Genomic DNA, 16,791 nt, shown 5'->3' with positions numbered 1-16,791 from the left:
CAGACGGCAGCTCCAACCAAGGGGCTTTAGTGATTGATTACATCGTAACCAAGGTACTGGTTACTTGGGCCATACTTTCTTTAATAATGTCGCAGCCCTTACGCAAGTTTTCCAGACTTATCGTTAACGCAGGCATAATTTTAATTACCGTATCGTTACGTCCAGCACGCTCAATAATGAGTCCTCTACTAAAGCAGAGAGTCGCTACCTCCTTGGCGAACGCTTCTCCCAGATGGGATACATCAATGCCCCAGATCAGTCCCAAGCCACGAATTTCAATAAGAGGATCTATCGATTGGATATGTTCACGCAAGAACTGCTGAACAAAAGCCTCTTTTTCCTTCACTTGTGCTTCCAGCTCTACCGTATCTCTGAACTCCAGCGCAGCCTTTGCCCCGACAAAAGCAAGCTGATTTCCACGGAAAGTGCCGTTATGCTCACCCGGACTCCATATATCCAATTCTGGCTTGAGTAGCAACAGAGACATTGGCAAGCCGTATCCACTGATCGATTTGGACAAAACAACCATATCAGGAACGATTCCCGCCCGCTCGAATGAGAAGAACGAACCAACTCGACCGCAACCGACTTGAATATCGTCCACAATAAGCAAAATATCATGATCATCGCACAACTGTCGCAAATCACGCAGCCATTCGGTATCTGCAATATGAATGCCGCCTTCAGCCTGTACCGTTTCCAAAATGATCGCGGCAGGCTTTTCCACACCTGAATGGGTGTCTGTTAAAAGCTGCTCCATATACAAAATGGTATCCATTCCGTTAAATGTGCTGTTATAAGGTATAAAGGTAACATTGTTCAGGGGAACCCCTGCGCTCTCTCGCATGGAGGTGTTGCTGGTAATCGATAAACTACCCAGCGACATTCCGTGGAACGCACCCATAAAGGCAAAAATACCATTTCTGTTTTTCACCTTGCGTGCAAGTTTCAGTGCTGCTTCCACCGCATTGGTTCCGGTCGGTCCGCAAAATTGCAGCTTATAATTCAAGCCCTTGGGCTGGAGAATACGCTCTGAAAAAGACTCCATAAACTCTTGCTTGGCCGTCGTGTACATATCCAGACCATGCATAATCCGATCGGATGTTAAATAATCCAATAACCGGTTTTTCATAAAATCATTATTATGCCCATAGTTCAAAGCCCCTGCCCCGGCAAAAAAGTCAATGTAACCCTTGCCTGTCTCCGTGTACAGTACATCGTTTTTAGCTTTGTTGAATACAACTGGAAAACTTCTGCAATAGGATCTTACATTGGACTCCAGCGCTTCGAATGTGTTCATGATCTCTCGTCCTCCCGCTGACCTGATTTTAAAAACATACAAGCATGGAAAGCAAAAAAAGTGTAAATATGTAATCTAAATGAGAAGACAGTCTGAATTCACAATGGGATATCCACACCAAAGAATCATGAGTACGATTACAAGAACAATTAAAGTACTAAAATTAAATACAGAGATAGCACATGAGAGTAGATTAGTAGAAGATTAAATAGTGGGTTTTTCTAAGAGGCCTATCAGAGGATGTCAACTCCTATGTAATAAAATACCATAATTTTCATTTAAGTCAATGCATGTTTCTGAGGTGTTTTGTTAAATTTTTGTAATTTATCATCAGCGGCTTGTAGTATATTGTTAAAACAAAACGAAAAATGTCGTATTATAGTGATAAATCTCAAAAATAGTACATTTCCATATCAAATAGATATACATCTGGACTAATTGTCCACAGGATTGTCACAACAAACCTGATCTTTTGACAGACTGTCCAAAGGAGTTTACTCTATCAACAGAACCTGTCAAAACTTGTTGTAAACATTGCAGTTATCCTAACTATTTGGCTCGAATTTGATAGAAAGATAAGGAAATATGATCATGTCTAATGTTTTGATTATTGAAGATGACAATATGCTGGGAGATACCCTTTCCTTGTATTTAACAGGAGAAGACTACAACGTTACTCGAGTGGAACAAGCGTCTGAGGGTATTGCAAGGCTTAAGGTCGTACAGCCCGATATTATTTTGCTGGATCTGCTGCTTCCAGATTTGGATGGCGTGAATCCCTGCCCACTGATACGCAAGCATACGGACGTCCCCATCATCGTGATTTCTACAGAAAACAACATATCAGAGCGCATTCGTACACTTACGTTGGGAGCAGATGATTATATTTGCAAGCCTTTTAGTATGCAAGAGCTAAAAGCACGGATGGAGGCTCTTTTTCGTCGTATTGAAATCACGCGCTTACAAGGAAGTGGCAGAGCACCTGAACCTGAAACGGGCATTACTTTGGATCTAGCGAGAAGAATGATTACCGTTAACGGACAAAATGTGGAGACAACATATTCAGAATTTGAGCTTATGAAGCTTTTTTATTTGAACCGAGGAATTGTATTCAGCAGGTATGCTTTAATTCAGGCTCTCCGTGGCACAGACTCCTTTATTAACGAGAGGGCCGTGGACGTACATATTAACCATTTACGCAGAAAAATCGAAAAAGACCCTAAGAAACCGCAATTGATTAAGACCATCTGGGGAATCGGCTACAAATTTATGCAATAACACGGTCAGCTCCAAGGAAGTGATGACTTGATTTGGTTAATATCCTTCTGAACCGCGCTCAGATGCTCTTTCCAGTCTGGATACAGTTCTCCTGTTGAGGTTTCATTGCTGCGCTTCAATGCCTTTTCCAGCTCTATAACCTTTGCCAGCAACTCAGGCGCGCACAGGTTCCCCGTTCCTCCTTTAAGCGAGTGGATTAATCGAAGAGCAGAAGATAACTGTCCATTGTCCATTTTTCTCACAACTCTTTTATCGAGATACTGGTATTCCTGTATCCATTTGTAAAGGGCAAATTGAAAAATATACACCTTGCCATCCATACCTGCTATCGACTGCTCAGCGTGAATACCATGTAAATCTTGCAGCCACGCTAAATTAATCCAGCTAGTTAACACTCTAGCAGCGGTCAGTTCATGGACAGGCTTGAGCAACACGGCATTAATACCGGCACGAAGACAAACTTCCTGTTCATGCTGCACAGCATCAGCGGTAAAAGCGATAATGGGAAGCCTGTTAAAAGCTTTGTTTCTCCGAATATGTCTCGCCGTCTCAAAACCATCCATCTCTGGCATATGCAAATCAAGCAGCACCATATCCCAGTAACGCAGTTCAAGTAACGCTATTAGTTCCCTTCCGTTTGTGACCATCGTTACCTCAAAGTTACGCTCTGCTAAAAACTCGGTAATCACCACCTGGTTAATTTCGTTATCCTCTGCTATGAGAATTTGATACTTTTGTGTTGTATCCCCTATCTCATTGCGGGAACTCATCGTCGCATGAGTCTCCAGAGTATTACCATCTGCAGGCACTGAATCTTCCTTCTTCCAGCAGAGAACCTCCAGCAGAGCGTTCCGGGTAACGGGCTTGGACAAAAAGGCATCCACACTATGATCCATGTCCCCTGCAGCTATTTTTTCCATCTGAAACACGGTTGTAAGTCCAATGATCTGAGTTATCTGCTTATCCAGCATTTGAAGCCACTGCCTCCGGGAGTCCAGTTCTCTCAAACCTTCCATCCCCATATCAATGATAACATAATCAAAATGCTCACCCTTTTGAAAAGCATCCACACTTTCTTGGAAGGATGAAATAGTGAAAGGTTTTAATCCCAAGTCTTGCAGTAGTTCGTTCAAGCTGTATCTCACCAGTTCATGCTGCGCAACAATTAAGGCTTTGCCTTTGATTTGTTTTTCTATTCGTGTGCTTCCTGCATTCAATTCCCCAGTTTCCAGCTCGACATTAAAGTGAAATTGACTGTACTCTCCTAATCGGCTTTTCACCTCTACTTTCCCCCCCATAGCTTCAGCCAAATGCTTGCTAATGGCCAAACCCAGCCCAGAGCCCCCATATCTGCGGCTGGTTGCTGTACTCGCCTGGATAAAAGGGACGAATAGCTTGTCCATACACGTCTCGGAAATTCCTATGCCCGTATCTTCTACCATAAAAGAAACGCCTACTCGCCCTTCCTGCTGACTTAGCATTTTTACCTGTAACAATACATGTCCCTGATCCGTAAACTTGATGGCGTTGGTCAGAAGATTTGAAAGCACCTGCTCGATTCGAAGCGGGTCTCCCTTCAAGCTTTTCGGTAACGCCGGGTCCATTATAAATAGAACCTCTATTTCCTTATCTTCTAGCAAAGTTCCAACGGTATCTGCGAGATGCTGAAGCATTTTTTCCGGCTCGAATTCTACCTTTTCCAGTTCCAGACTGCCGGCTTCCATTTTGGAAAAGTCCAATACGTTACTGAGCATGGATGAAAGGGTACGAGAGGAAGCGAGAAGCTTGTGGAGGTAATCTCTTTGAACGGCAGTCAGTTCAGTCTTATTTAACAGCTTTGACAGACCGATGATTCCATTCAGCGGGGTGCGGATTTCGTGACTCATATGAGCCAAAAAAATGCTTTTCGCACGGTTAGCCTCGTCCACTTCCTTTCTCTTCTGCTCTGAGGCTTTACACTCCGTAATATCCAATGCGTGACCGATAACAGAGCTAGTAGTAACCCCGTCCTCCATAACCGGATGTAAGGTAATGAGAGCCGAATATTCCCAAAACTCCAATTCAAATACGGTCCGATCACCGAACCAGGCCTGTTTGTAGTATTGGCAAAGCTGCTCCATCGTTTCAGAGGAAAGCTCCAAAATGTCCCCAAGACGCTTCACATGCTCCCTTTTATTGTAGTTGACTTGCATATTCAGACCCACGCGCTCCAGCAATTCACCTTCAAGCAGCCTATAATAAAATTCATTACCGCTTTTCTCCAGCTTGAAGGTAAAGCCAGGTTGAACACCTAGTAAATTCAGCAGATCACGGTCTTTGTTTAACAAACGTTGTCCATATGTATACTTAGCGGTGGTTAAAGTGTGCACAAACAGAGTCATGAACATTAGACCCATCCCTAACTCTAGCACGCAGGTCAACGGTGTTTTATCGCTTATGCCAAAACATAAGAACAAAATTCCCGCTCCTCCATAAAATACACCTGTGATCGCCTGACGAACAAGTTGACGCTGAAAAACCAAAACTAACAATAAAATCACGATAGCACATAGCACTAAATCTCGAACCAAGTGTTCACCACTCCTATAATCTTCCATTTTTAGAATATATCAAAAATACAAAAAAACTCAGGACAGATTCCTTATGCCATAAGGCTTAAAGAACTGTCCCGAGCATTCATTGTACTATAGATTCCATAAGGTTCAAGCTCGTTTTAATATTTGAAACGACTGATCATCATCTTCAAATCAGCAGCCATCGTCGAAAGCAACTGTGCTGAAGCTGATATTTCCTCCATGGAAGCCAGTTGCTCTTGTGAGGAGGCAGCAACTTCCTCAGATGTGGCGGCATTACCGGTTGCAATCGTCGCCAGCTCGTTGGCTGTCGCTGCGATTTCTTGTACACTGGCTGATATTTGCTCTGCAATCGCAGCGACCTCCTCTACCTGAGGTGTTGTCTCTCGAATGCCTTCCATCGCATAACCCAGCTTGACAATGGTTGCTTTGGAAATCTGTAGTCCATCCTGCACCTCAGTCGTGACCCTGTCCATCGTCTTCACTGTTGTTTCGGTTTCATGCTGAATTTCGGCAATCAAGGTGGCAATCTGTGTGGCGGATGTCTGAGACTGCTCTGCCAGCTTACGCACCTCATCAGCAACGACGGCAAAGCCTTTTCCATGATCGCCCGCTCTGGCTGCCTCAATAGCTGCATTCAATGCCAGCAGGTTTGTCTGATTGGAGATATCGCCGATAACCTTCGTAATTTCACCGATTTCATGAGAGCGGGCTTGCAAGGTTTGAATCATCTGGTTGGAACGCTCTACTGATTGATGAATGGAGTTCATTTGCTCGCCTGTCTGCTCAACAGACTTTCGTCCTTCCTCGGCTTGCAAGGCAGATCGTTTGGCCAAATCAGCTACCGAAATCGATCGTTCAGCAATTTGGGTGATCCCTTGTGCAATTTCATTCAGGGCCACCGAATTACTTTCCAGCCCTGTAGTCTGCTTCTCTGCACCACTGGCAATTTCTTGTACAGCCTGAGACACCTGCTCACTTGCAGCACTGGTTTGTTCCGCGCTTATTGTCAGTTCATTGGAAGAAATTGCGACATGATCTGCACTGTTCCCTACGTTCTGAATGACAGATCGCAAGTTATTCTGCATATTTTGAAAAGCCACTCCTAATTCTCCGATCTCGTCCTCGCTCTTTACTTGAATGTCCTGTGTGAGATCTCCGGCGCTCACATTTACCGCTTGTTCTTTTAACTTTAAAATCGGTTTGATGATGGAACGGATCAGGAAATAAACAATGATAATACCAATCACAAGACAACCGACAATGGTTAGTAAAGTGCTGATCAAAATCGGTCCTGCTGCATCATCGACTTCAGACAAATACAGCGTTCCGCCTATCTTCCAGCCAGTCAGCTTGTTAGTCGCATAGTTCATATATTTGAGCTGGCCCTCATACTCATACTCGTATTCACCAGTATCACTCTGAAACATGCGTGATTCAATATCTGTAATTTTGGTACCTGGTTCCTTCGTCGGATGAACAATGTAAGTATGGTTGTTGTCCAGCAATATGGCATAACCCTCATGACCTACTTTAATATTGTTCAACGTCTCTTTAATACCACTCATTTTCAGGTCAATGCCAATAACACCCGATCCATCTGACGTTGCCTTGGACACAGTAACCGTCATTTGCTTCGAGCTTGCCGAAAGATAAGGAGAACTAATTGCTGCCTTCGCTTGTTCCTTTATCGCTTTATCGTACCAAGGTCTGACTCGTGGATCATAATTATCTGGTAATTGCTTTGGTGGATAGGTTGTAACTTTGCCGTCCTTCGTACCATAATAAATGGATTCTGTTTCAGGATGGAGTACAATATATTGCTTAAAGAATTCTTCCAAATTCGCCGCTTGTTCCTCCGTCTCTACCCGATTGCCTTTTAGTCTTTCTGCAAAATAGTCTGCGTCATGTACCTTGGGTTCAATAGTACTATCAATAATAAAATTAGTGCGGACAATAGCCTGCTCGGCACTTTCTTCAATCTGGTTTCGAATCTGCTGACTCGCGCTTATAAACGACAAAGCCCCCACGATCATGGACGGTAAAATCAAAAATGCAATAAAGGCGACCATTAGCTTCGTTTTAAAATTTTTGCTGAGCTTCCTTGCGACTAGCCACTTTTTCCCCGATAACTTCTTCATTAATAAACATCTCCATTTCATTACCTGTATTTCCCAACCTATAGCGAACCTCTTCGTCTTGCCGATGACGACAATCACCCGACAGACTCTCTTTCACATTTTTCACATCTGCTGCTAAAACGCTTGGACATAAAAGATATAAACACGCTAGTTAAATAGGTATATGTACTTATTTTCGAAAACAGCAAGGCTGGTCGGAACCGGTTCTTTGATATAATATACCTAAAAAATATTAAAAAAAATGCAGTATAGATGTTAAGAAAGTGTTAGTTTCATCTCACTATACCTACCACTTAACATGAAAATAATCCCCCTGAAGGTAGCAAACATAGGGTCATTTTTGAAAATCGCCATATATTTTCTACTCCCAAGGGGATTAGGTTCGATCGCTTTATTCAGTTCTAATCCAACAACACCTTCAGATCTTCGAGCCTGGTAACAGGTGCCTGACAGGTAAAATGCTCACACACATATACGGCTGATTTGCCTTCCACAAGATCATAATCACGGATATAAGGAGCCGTCTCTGCAATCTCCGACTGTCCTTCATCCTTCAAAATAACGACCGTATTCGGCCTGAACCCAGCTCGAACCGCCTGAATGAACTGTACGGTCTGCGGATCATCCCTGTGACCCACAATCACAATCTCCTTCGTCGTTCCCGTCGCATACAACAACGCGCTGAGCAACGCGGAGTGGCCTGACGGGTAATGAGCAACCATACCGCCAAAAGCCTTAAACTGCTTGGCTGCATAGTTCTCCAATCCAGATTCACCCGTTAGCCGCGCAAGCCGCACAAAATTATAGGCCGCAATGCTGTTACCTGACGGAATGGCTCCGTCATCAATTTCTTTAGGCTTGGCAATGAGCTGCTCACTATCTGACCCATAAAAGAATAATCCGTCCCGTTCCTCATCCCAGAACAAATCGATCATATTTTGATTGAGCGTCAATGCCCGTTGCAGATATTGTACATCGAAGGTCGCCTGATATAGCTCGATCAAGCCCCACACATAAAAAGCATAATCATCCACATAACCGGGATAAGCTGCCTCGCCGTCCCGATAACGCGCCAACAGCCGTCCGTCCTCCTGTCTCAAATGGTTCCACAAAAACGTCTCCGCTTTCTGAGCTTGCTCTGTATATCTCGTGTCTCCAAAAGCTTGTCCTGCCTTCGCCAGTGCAGCAATCATCAATCCGTTCCACGAGGTCAAAATCTTGTCATCTTTGTGAGGATGAACCCGTTGTTCTCTGGCAGCAAACAGCTTGGCCCGTAGCTCACTAACCCGCTGCTCCAGTTCCTGCTCAGTCAAGTCATGCTTGATCCTATAGGCTTCCAGATTGATATCAATCAGGTTTGGAATGTTGTGACCTTCAAAATTGCCGTAAGGTGTAATCCCATACAAATCGTTGAAAAAGGCGGCATCCTTATCGCCTAGTACAGCCTTTACCTCAGAGTCGTCCCAGACATAGAATCTCCCCTCTTCTCCTTCGGAATCCGCATCCTCCGCCGAATAAAAGGCACCACCTGCATCCGTCATGTCCCTTGCGATATATGTAAAGATTTGTTCTGTAATCCGTCGGTACAGTTCCTTGCCTGTCACCTGCCAAGCCTCTGTATACGCGATGGCCAACAGAGCATTGTCATATAGCATTTTTTCAAAATGCGGCACCAACCACTTCTCATCCACGGAGTATCGTGAGAACCCCATGCCTATATGGTCGTAGATTCCGCCCCGGGACATCGCATCCAGCGTCTTCTCTGCCATTTCCAGTGCCTGTTGATTCCCCGTATGCTGTGCATATCGCAGCAAAAAAGACAGGTTATGCGGAGAAGGAAACTTGGGTGCTTCCCCGAAGCCGCCATATTCCTTATCGAAGGTGTGGCTGTATTCATGGAAAGCTTTAGTCAAGCTCTGTTCATCCAGTTCACCCCGATAACCCGCAAGCAAGTCCTGCCGCTCATGCTCGATCAGTACCTGCTCACTCAACTCCACCAGCTCTTCCGGCTGTTCTTTCCACCGGGTACCCACCTTGCCAAGCAGCTCCAACAGTCCGACACGGCCAAACTTCTGCTCCTTGGGCAAATACGTCCCCGCAAAAAAAGGTTTCTGATCCGGTGTCATCAATATCGTCAGTGGCCAGCCTCCATGCCCCGTCATCGTCTGGCAGATGGACATATAGATATGATCCACATCTGGACGTTCTTCACGATCCACCTTAATGGATACATAATCCCGGTTTAATACCTCAGCCACTTCTTCATCCTCGAAAGATTCTCTCCCCATTACATGGCACCAATGGCAAGTGGAATAGCCAACAGATAGGAAAATAGGCTTGTTATCACGTTTAGCCATTTCAAAAGCCTCATCTGACCAAGGGAACCAATTTACCGGATTGTGAGCATGCTGTAGCAAATACGGTGATTTTTCCTTGGATAGTCTATTCGGTTTGCTGCTCGTTGTCATGGGACATCACCACTTCCGTAGTTGAATTTTATACTTGGTACTATTTTACCCTAAATGGGTGGTAAAAGTCGGAAGAGATGAAAAAAGATAATGACTCTCAAGCATTATACTCATTAGAATTTATATCAAAGATCTCGAGAGCTTTCAGTAAGGCGTATTCACTTGTTCTGGCCCCTTCTTTGGAAAAATGTGCATCCGGAAACGCGGGCGACATATGATGGTACCCGGGAAAGACATGTAATTCGACTAAGACTCCATCAAAGGCCAATTGTTTTGCAAAAAACAAGGATTCATCAATGAATAAATCAATGGTACCTATATTTATATAAGTCGGTGGTAATCCGGCCAATGACTTAGCACGAGCCGGCACATAATACTCACATACCTCCTCCTGACCCGGTTCATCCCCCAATACAGATTTCCAGCCAAAATAATTACTTTGTTTTGTCCAAATAAACTCTCCTGCGTATGGGTGCTCTGGTGCGGTACTTGTGCGATCATCTAGCATTGGCCTCATTAATCTTAGATGATGGATTTCGAATTCCTTCTGATCACGAATGTACAAGGCTAGGCCAGCCGCCAAACCGCCGCCAGCGCTGCTGCCCCCTACGGCAACTTTCTGAGTATCTATCCCTAACTCTTCCGCATGTTCAATGCACCATTTTAGGCCCGAATAACAATCCTGTAACTGACTTGGCTGTACATGCTCTGGTGCTAGGCGATAGTACACGGATACGCAACAGAAACCATGTTGTGCCGCAAGAGATGCATTAGCAGGACGATCCACGACTGGACTTCCTAATACCATCCCGCCTCCGTGTATCGAATAATATAGAGGCATCTTATGATGCTTTGATTGTTTGGGCTTAATGATTTCGATTTGAATATCTGGACCACTAAAATAACTTGGCACAGCCTTTTTTTCTAATGTAATAGGGAACATCTGCGTTACATCTATTTGTTGCATCATTTGAGATTGATTTTTACGTGCTTCCCTTAGTGTAGATTCGGTAAGATCGGTTGTTGGTATTAAATCAACTGCACTGATAATTTCTGGATCAATCAGATGTCTACTTCTACTTTTTTGCTCCCTCATAGTAATCTTTTCCTCACTTTCTTGTTTTAAAGACAATGAATCAATACATATTTCCCTTCAATTGTTGTTGTCGTTTATATTTATATTTTAAGTTTAAAATCAGCTTTATAAATGAAAACAACGAGTTAGAATCATTCTTGACATAAAAATTATAAAAAAATGGAATGCCAAAAAAGTATTTCGGAATCTGGCTGTGGGAATGCGAAGGCACATCAAACCTTTTACCAAACAAAAAGACGCGACCGGATTGGTCGTTCATAGCGATTATCCGGTCGCGTCTTAAGCTTATCACGTTATGTCCATCTACTTTTTATGTGAATAAACAATTTTCTTAATGGTTTCGGTAGAGAGGAAAAACTCATTAGCTAATTGCTCGATACTGCTTCTATTTTGAAAAGCATTTCTGATTGCGGCATTTCGCTGTTCTAGCAACCATCTCCCGCCACTCAAGCTTCCCCAATCCATATATTCCGTTTTTGGCTTAGGAATATACAGAGTCTCTCCTTGAACATATTTTTGGATTTCTATAATTAATTCTTGAGGTAAAACTTTGGAAGCATTCGTATATCTCAATTTTACTCGCCCCTTATTTTGATTTTTTAAAATAAGGTGCAAAGCCAAAAATATTAAAAAGCTTATTCAGCGTTAAAAATTGTTTCGCCCCATACAAAGTAACGCTTTCTTAATAATTGGCTTTGCATGAGTGTAAGAAGTCACAGACAATCCTAACAGATTCTCCATCAGTAGGCACCCCCTTTTACCTCGCAAGTATAGCATAACTTCTGCTCACCTGGGACCAGCTAAATGATATCAGCAAAAAGCAAGCGATTAAAAATTGAGCCGTTAGATAGCTGATTTTAAATACTAACCATGAATACGAACCACATAAATCCGTAGATTAAAGCAACTAGACCTACAATGCCCAACAAGCAAAAAAGTAAAAGCATAAAAACAAATTTTTTACCATCCATAACCGACTCCCCAATACTTTTTTCAGAGTGTGAGACACACTTTCTAACTTAGCTTCCGAATAAAAATTTGAAATTAAGTGCATTTATCCAGCTGAACAGGAGTCCTCGTTAGCCTAGGAGCGGCTTCTAGATGTTACGGATTTACACTTTCTGCTTGGCTAGCCTGTCTTGCGTTTATTTTTTTCATTGCAAATCTTGCTATTGGCTAAGCATGGTAGGCTACACGAGTCGTGCCAATATTGATAATGTATAATCAAGCATAAGACTCATAAAGGAGCATATGAACCAGATGAACAATTTTTTGAATGAATTTGAGGAAAGATTTAGGGCAGGATTTTTGGATGATCTTAAAAGCATACTGGAAGAAGTGAAGAATGAGAAGGTTTACGCCTGTGCTTTTGGCACAGACAGCGATTTTGTCACCTTGTTTCTAGCTGTTAATACAGAGGAATCCCTTGTTAGACATATCACAAACATGAAAGCCGAAGGCCTGTGCGACAGCAAGGAAGATGAAAATTATTATAGATGGGGATTTTGCGAATATCAATATGGCGATGCAACACACTTGAATCATATGAGCAAATTTCTATATGCAACCGAAAATGTGTTTGATTATAAAGATGAAATGATAAAAATTATGACCAAGGTAGTTAAGGAAACAGACGACGTGCTTTTCAATCAATTTGGTCAAGCCAAAGAAGATATTATTTTTTTCGTGTCCATGACGGATGATGATATGGCCGAGGAACTCGAAGATCGGTCTGTAATTCAGATGACAAACGCCAAACTAGTTGATGGCCTCTTGCATCGTTATCAATAGAAATACAGTTTGAAATATTACACTCATTTCGTTCAGGTAGTTGCTTTAATTCGCAATGTGCTTGTCCCATGCATCGATTGATTACGTATCCTTTTCATTTGGTTTATCCCCATTAGATACGAATAAACCTATTTCTCCTCATGGTTCGAGTTGAAATAAGTTTATTTAAAGCTTTCATCCAGATGAACAGGAATTCTTACCATTCAACTTCTTCAAATAATCGGAAAACCATCTTTTTTTCAAATTCATCTAAAGTTCTAAATCCAGATATTTCTTCTTTCTTTTCTCCAAGTTTTATCAAAGTCGCTATTGCTAGGTCTCCCACCTTATAATAACCTAATAGTTTATCTTGGGGTTCCCTTTTTAATGATAATTCACTTAATTTTTTTATCATTTTCTCTGTACGGAAGCCTTCTTTTCCTATCTGTGTCATTGCATGATATAAGACTATGGGGTTATTATCTTCTAACAAATTTTCTAATTCACCTATTTGAACCTTCCCCTTCCGCTATCTTCTTTAATATACTTCATTTTAATCCCAGCTAAGAGCTATAAATTGGAATGACCGGGAAAATGTTTTATCAGAAATAACCACTATGATGAGTTCCACATTTCTCTTCGCAAACTACGCCGCTATCATACTCATGGTATGGGAATCCGTTTGTTTTACTGAAGCGAGACTCCGGTGCAGCTTATGATTAACGATTCCGATTACCACGTCCGGCTCCATTACATCCTGATGGGAGAGCATAACCAATGTTGCAATATCCCCCCTATGATATGCCGCTGTCAACGTTCTCAGAAAAGTTTTCGAGTTTTCACTTTCCGGTAAGGATAACTCTCCTTTGAGGAGATCCTCCTTGACTGCTTCAAGCGATTTTCGTGCCCGGTGGAGTGCAACTTTTACCGCTCCCTCCGTTGTTTTGAGCATGTCGGATGTTTCACTAATCGAAAATGCGAACACATCTCGCAGCAAAAAGACAGTTCTCTGAAGCGGTGATAGATGATTCATTAAGGACTGCAACGCTATCTCAATTTCAAAAGTTCCATGATCCGGCACAGTTACTTTCGCTTGTTCTCTATTCAATACCCGACTGTAGACTGCTTTTCTCCGTATCTCGTCAATCCAGGTGTTCTTCGCAATCCGCAGCAAAAGCGCTTTGGGGTTTGTATGTTCGAAATTGTTTAACTTTCCTAATGCTTTTACCCAAGTATCCTGAGCCAATTCTTCCGCATCCCAATTTGATTTGGTAAGCGACAGACAGTAACGCTTCAGGACTGCCTGTAATTCCTCCAAGTTCTCGATGTTTATTGTATTATCTGTCATTTGTATAGAATCATCTATGCGCATAGGTCCTCTCCTCCACGGTCTTATTCTGCCCTTTCCTAGAGCAAAGCCTTTGTTACCTCCAATGTAAACGAACAAGTGGTTGTAAAAGTTACACCATTTACGCAAATCGTTTTCCCATTGAAACCTCCGTATCTTTTTACGGCCTCGGTTCGTTTACAAGGAGAAATCAACTGAACCAAGAAAATGGGGGTATCACAAATGAGTGTTTATGTTCCATATGTTGTTGAGCAAACTGCTCAAGGTGAAAGATCGTACGATATCTATTCCAGACTATTAAAGGATCGTATTGTGTTTGTCGGGGCAGCCATCGATGATCATTTGGCTAACAGTATTATTGCTCAATTATTGTTCCTGGCGGCAGAAGATCCGGAAAAAGAAATTTACATGTATATCAACAGCCCGGGTGGCTCTACTTCCGCAGGATTTGCCATTTATGATACGATGCAGTACATCAAACCTGATGTACACACGATATGTACGGGATTCGCTGCTTCGTTTGGCGCGATCCTGTTGCTAGCGGGCGCCAAAGGGAAACGTTCGGCGTTGCCGAACAGTGAAATCATGATCCATCAGCCGCACGGCGGCGCACAAGGTCAGGCCAGCGATATTGCGATCAGCGCAAAACGAATTTTATGGACTCGTGAAAAGGCAACCCGTATCACAGCTGAACGGACCGGACAATCTTTTGAAAAAGTCGAAAAAGATATGGACCGGGATTTTTACATGTCCGCTCAGGAGGCACTGGAATATGGTGTTATTGATCAGGTGATCACTTCTTTATAGAGTATGCTCAAACCCTAATGATCCGCAAGAAACTTTAAGAAAATATGAGGTGATATCATGTTAGCAAGTTTACAAGGTAAGGAAGTAACTATTCATTTTATAGATGGGGCAAATGTATGCGACGGGATATTGGATCAGATTGACGACAAGTTCGTTAAATATCTTACGCAATATCAAACGCTTGTTATTCCTATCACATCTATTCGCACCGTATCCATTGACATTAAGGAACGGCAACGCCATAGAGTTGGATTCGCCCCTTGAACCTATTTTAGTATGGGTGTCAATTACATTGTACGGAGGCCCTATATTATGTAAATTTTACATGGAGTAGAAATGCTTCAGCTAAGACGTGTCGTTCGACAAACTAAAAGCTGTGATTTTGATGCATCATGATGTCGATCATATAGGTTGTCTTCCTGAGATTTTGCAGGAGTGTGGCGATCATATTAAAGTCTATGCACACGAACTGGATAAGCCGTATATTCAAGGGGAGATCCCACTTTTAAAAGATAGTCACCTTGTGCATCGCCCGAAGGGCAAAGTGGACGATACCTTAATAGATGGTCAGGAACTGCCGTTTTGCGGCAGGATTCACGTCATCCATACGCCTGGGCATACACCTGGTCATATCATTAAGGCAAAGTAAGACTCTTATAGCCGGGGATTCGATGTACAGTGTAAGCGGGGTTCTCGGGGGAATTCATGTTCCGACCACACCGGATATGGATGCAGCTCGTCTTTCATTGAAAAAGTATTTAGATCTCGATATTGCATCCGTAGTTTGTTATCACGGGGGATTAAGTAATGTACATGTGAATGATCAGATATTAGGACTTAGTGGCGAGTTAATTTATAGCGAATTGAAGCAACCCCGTAAATGACCGGGGTTGCTTTTATAATGTTCATATGAATTGTATCTAATGCCCACACTTTATTGATAGACACGCACGTAATCGACTAGCATTTGGGACGGGAACTGCGTCGAGTTATTGGGAGCACCAGGCCAGTTTCCGCCGACCGCTAGGTTCAGGAGAATAAAGAACGGCTGCTGAAATTCTTCGGTGTTCCCGGTTCCGTTCTCTATATAAAATTCATTGAACTGCTGTCCGTCGACAAACCAGCGGATATACTTGGAGTCCCACTCGATGCTATACACATGGTATTGGGAAAAATCCAGATTGCCCGATACCCGCCCAAAGTCAGCGTGGCCTCCCGCATCCCAATGCACAGTACCGTTCACAGAAGGATTGTTGTTTACACGTTCCATAATGTCGATTTCTCCGCATTTCGGCCAACCTACCGAGCTGATGTTGCTGCCTAACATCCAGAAAGCTGGCCATATCCCTTGACCGGACGGTAACTTGATGCGCGCTTCTACTTTCCCATAAGTAAATTTTTTCAAGTCTTGAGTTTTGATCCGGGCAGAGGTGTAATTCATTCCGCCATAAGCTTCTTTTTGTGCCGTAATCACCAGATTGCCTCCGGTAACCTGCAAATTCTGCGTACGGTTGGTATAGTACTGCAGTTCATTGTTTCCCCATCCGCCGCTTCCGGTACCGATTTCAGGGGTCCAATTGGACCGGTTTAACGAAGTTCCATTAAATTCGTCGCTCCACACAAGATTCGAGTTCGGTGCTGCGCTTGTATGCATTTCTGGAAGCAGAACGATTAGGAGACTGAGCAGCGCAACCGCACATAATCCTTTTCTTAGCATTAGTTCCCTCCTCAATAATAATAATCCAGGTTCTTAGACACTTCAGAAAAATAAGCCTTCAAGCGGTATTGACCATTGAAACGGGGATCACCTCTCTTTATATTTTTCTTCTTGGACAGCTCATAAGTTAGAATCGTAGATAGACGATTGAAAAAATATACCGCTCAAGCAGGAGTATAATGGAAACAAAATCCATATTCAACCTATATTTAAGTTTTTTTCACAAAAATTACTTCCCCATCTAGATAAAGTCGGTCTTTATAAATCAATAAGAAATTTAACAGCCATTAAAA

Annotated in this window: 12 protein-coding genes and 2 pseudogenes; 5 read left to right on the top strand and 9 right to left on the bottom strand. The window is 42.8% G+C overall.

What is annotated here, in order from left to right:
• Positions 1–37: 37 nt before the first annotated feature.
• Entirely contained in the window at positions 38–1,300 is a 1,263-nt protein-coding gene (gene ectB / locus MKY75_RS11500; RefSeq protein WP_340885318.1) for a diaminobutyrate--2-oxoglutarate transaminase, read from the bottom strand.
• Between the two features lie 591 nt (positions 1,301–1,891).
• Here ectB and MKY75_RS11495 point away from each other — a divergent pair.
• Positions 1,892–2,578: a response regulator transcription factor gene (locus MKY75_RS11495; RefSeq protein ID WP_029515042.1), complete on the top strand. Its 687-nt coding sequence runs from the start codon at positions 1,892–1,894 to the stop codon at positions 2,576–2,578.
• A gap of 5 nt (positions 2,579–2,583) precedes the next feature.
• Here MKY75_RS11495 and MKY75_RS11490 read toward each other — a convergent pair whose 3' ends face one another.
• The 5 genes from MKY75_RS11490 to MKY75_RS11470 form a co-directional block, all read right to left on the bottom strand.
• Positions 2,584–5,148, bottom strand: coding sequence for a response regulator (locus tag MKY75_RS11490; RefSeq protein ID WP_340885316.1), 2,565 nt, complete (start codon positions 5,146–5,148; stop codon positions 2,584–2,586).
• A 143-nt stretch (positions 5,149–5,291) separates the two neighbouring features.
• Complete coding sequence (locus MKY75_RS11485; RefSeq protein ID WP_340885314.1) at positions 5,292–7,292, bottom strand: methyl-accepting chemotaxis protein; 2,001 nt, start codon at positions 7,290–7,292, stop codon at positions 5,292–5,294.
• Positions 7,293–7,693: 401 nt separating this feature from the next.
• Entirely contained in the window at positions 7,694–9,760 is a 2,067-nt protein-coding gene (locus MKY75_RS11480) for a thioredoxin domain-containing protein (protein ID WP_039275054.1), read from the bottom strand.
• Between the two features lie 97 nt (positions 9,761–9,857).
• Positions 9,858–10,856, bottom strand: a complete 999-nt coding sequence (locus tag MKY75_RS11475) for an alpha/beta hydrolase fold domain-containing protein (protein WP_069011149.1) — start codon at positions 10,854–10,856, stop codon at positions 9,858–9,860.
• A 303-nt stretch (positions 10,857–11,159) separates the two neighbouring features.
• Positions 11,160–11,429 (bottom strand): CD3324 family protein, encoded by a 270-nt coding sequence (locus tag MKY75_RS11470; protein WP_039275052.1) that lies wholly within the window; start codon positions 11,427–11,429, stop codon positions 11,160–11,162.
• A 699-nt stretch (positions 11,430–12,128) separates the two neighbouring features.
• Between MKY75_RS11470 and MKY75_RS11465 the strand changes: the two genes are divergently transcribed.
• Positions 12,129–12,647 carry a DUF4303 domain-containing protein gene (locus MKY75_RS11465; protein WP_340885312.1) on the top strand — a complete coding sequence of 173 codons (519 nt, stop codon included), beginning with the start codon at positions 12,129–12,131 and terminating at the stop codon, positions 12,645–12,647.
• Positions 12,648–12,843: 196 nt separating this feature from the next.
• Here the strand turns inward: MKY75_RS11465 and MKY75_RS11460 are convergent, their stop codons facing one another.
• Positions 12,844–13,119 (bottom strand): hypothetical protein, encoded by a 276-nt coding sequence (locus MKY75_RS11460; protein WP_039275043.1) that lies wholly within the window; start codon positions 13,117–13,119, stop codon positions 12,844–12,846.
• A gap of 153 nt (positions 13,120–13,272) precedes the next feature.
• Positions 13,273–13,998, bottom strand: coding sequence for an RNA polymerase sigma factor (locus tag MKY75_RS11455; protein ID WP_165150168.1), 726 nt, complete (start codon positions 13,996–13,998; stop codon positions 13,273–13,275).
• A 198-nt stretch (positions 13,999–14,196) separates the two neighbouring features.
• Here MKY75_RS11455 and clpP point away from each other — a divergent pair, with 198 nt between their 5' ends.
• From clpP to MKY75_RS11440, 3 genes and pseudogenes are all read left to right on the top strand, one after another.
• Positions 14,197–14,781 (top strand): ATP-dependent Clp endopeptidase proteolytic subunit ClpP, encoded by a 585-nt coding sequence (gene clpP, locus MKY75_RS11450; RefSeq protein ID WP_013310269.1) that lies wholly within the window; start codon positions 14,197–14,199, stop codon positions 14,779–14,781.
• Between the two features lie 57 nt (positions 14,782–14,838).
• The gene (locus MKY75_RS11445) at positions 14,839–15,045 is read left to right on the top strand and encodes a hypothetical protein (protein WP_039275041.1); all 207 of its coding nucleotides are present in this window, start codon (positions 14,839–14,841) and stop codon (positions 15,043–15,045) included.
• A gap of 88 nt (positions 15,046–15,133) precedes the next feature.
• A pseudogene (locus tag MKY75_RS11440) lies at positions 15,134–15,665 on the top strand (MBL fold metallo-hydrolase); the annotation flags it as partial.
• Positions 15,666–15,718: 53 nt separating this feature from the next.
• On the opposite strand, the pseudogene MKY75_RS11435 reads toward MKY75_RS11440, so the two are convergent.
• Positions 15,719–16,498 (bottom strand): annotated as a pseudogene (locus tag MKY75_RS11435) (glycoside hydrolase family 16 protein); the annotation flags it as partial.
• Positions 16,499–16,791 lie beyond the last annotated feature (293 nt).

Source organism: Paenibacillus sp. FSL L8-0663, assembly GCF_038008125.1.
Lineage (GTDB): Bacteria > Bacillota > Bacilli > Paenibacillales > Paenibacillaceae > Paenibacillus > Paenibacillus polymyxa_D.
The sequence above is the reverse complement of the archived record's forward strand: the minus strand, read 5'-3'. Positions and strand labels throughout refer to the sequence as shown.

Coding starts and splice junctions, on each gene's coding strand:
- ectB (WP_340885318.1), bottom strand. CDS start 1,300: ATGAACACATTCGAAGCGCTGGAGTCCAATGTAAGATCCTATTGCAGA.
- MKY75_RS11495 (WP_029515042.1), top strand. CDS start 1,892: ATGTCTAATGTTTTGATTATTGAAGATGACAATATGCTGGGAGATACC.
- MKY75_RS11485 (WP_340885314.1), bottom strand. CDS start 7,292: ATGAAGAAGTTATCGGGGAAAAAGTGGCTAGTCGCAAGGAAGCTCAGC.
- MKY75_RS11480 (WP_039275054.1), bottom strand. CDS start 9,760: ATGACAACGAGCAGCAAACCGAATAGACTATCCAAGGAAAAATCACCG.
- MKY75_RS11475 (WP_069011149.1), bottom strand. CDS start 10,856: ATGAGGGAGCAAAAAAGTAGAAGTAGACATCTGATTGATCCAGAAATT.
- MKY75_RS11455 (WP_165150168.1), bottom strand. CDS start 13,998: ATGCGCATAGATGATTCTATACAAATGACAGATAATACAATAAACATC.
- clpP (WP_013310269.1), top strand. CDS start 14,197: ATGAGTGTTTATGTTCCATATGTTGTTGAGCAAACTGCTCAAGGTGAA.
- MKY75_RS11445 (WP_039275041.1), top strand. CDS start 14,839: ATGTTAGCAAGTTTACAAGGTAAGGAAGTAACTATTCATTTTATAGAT.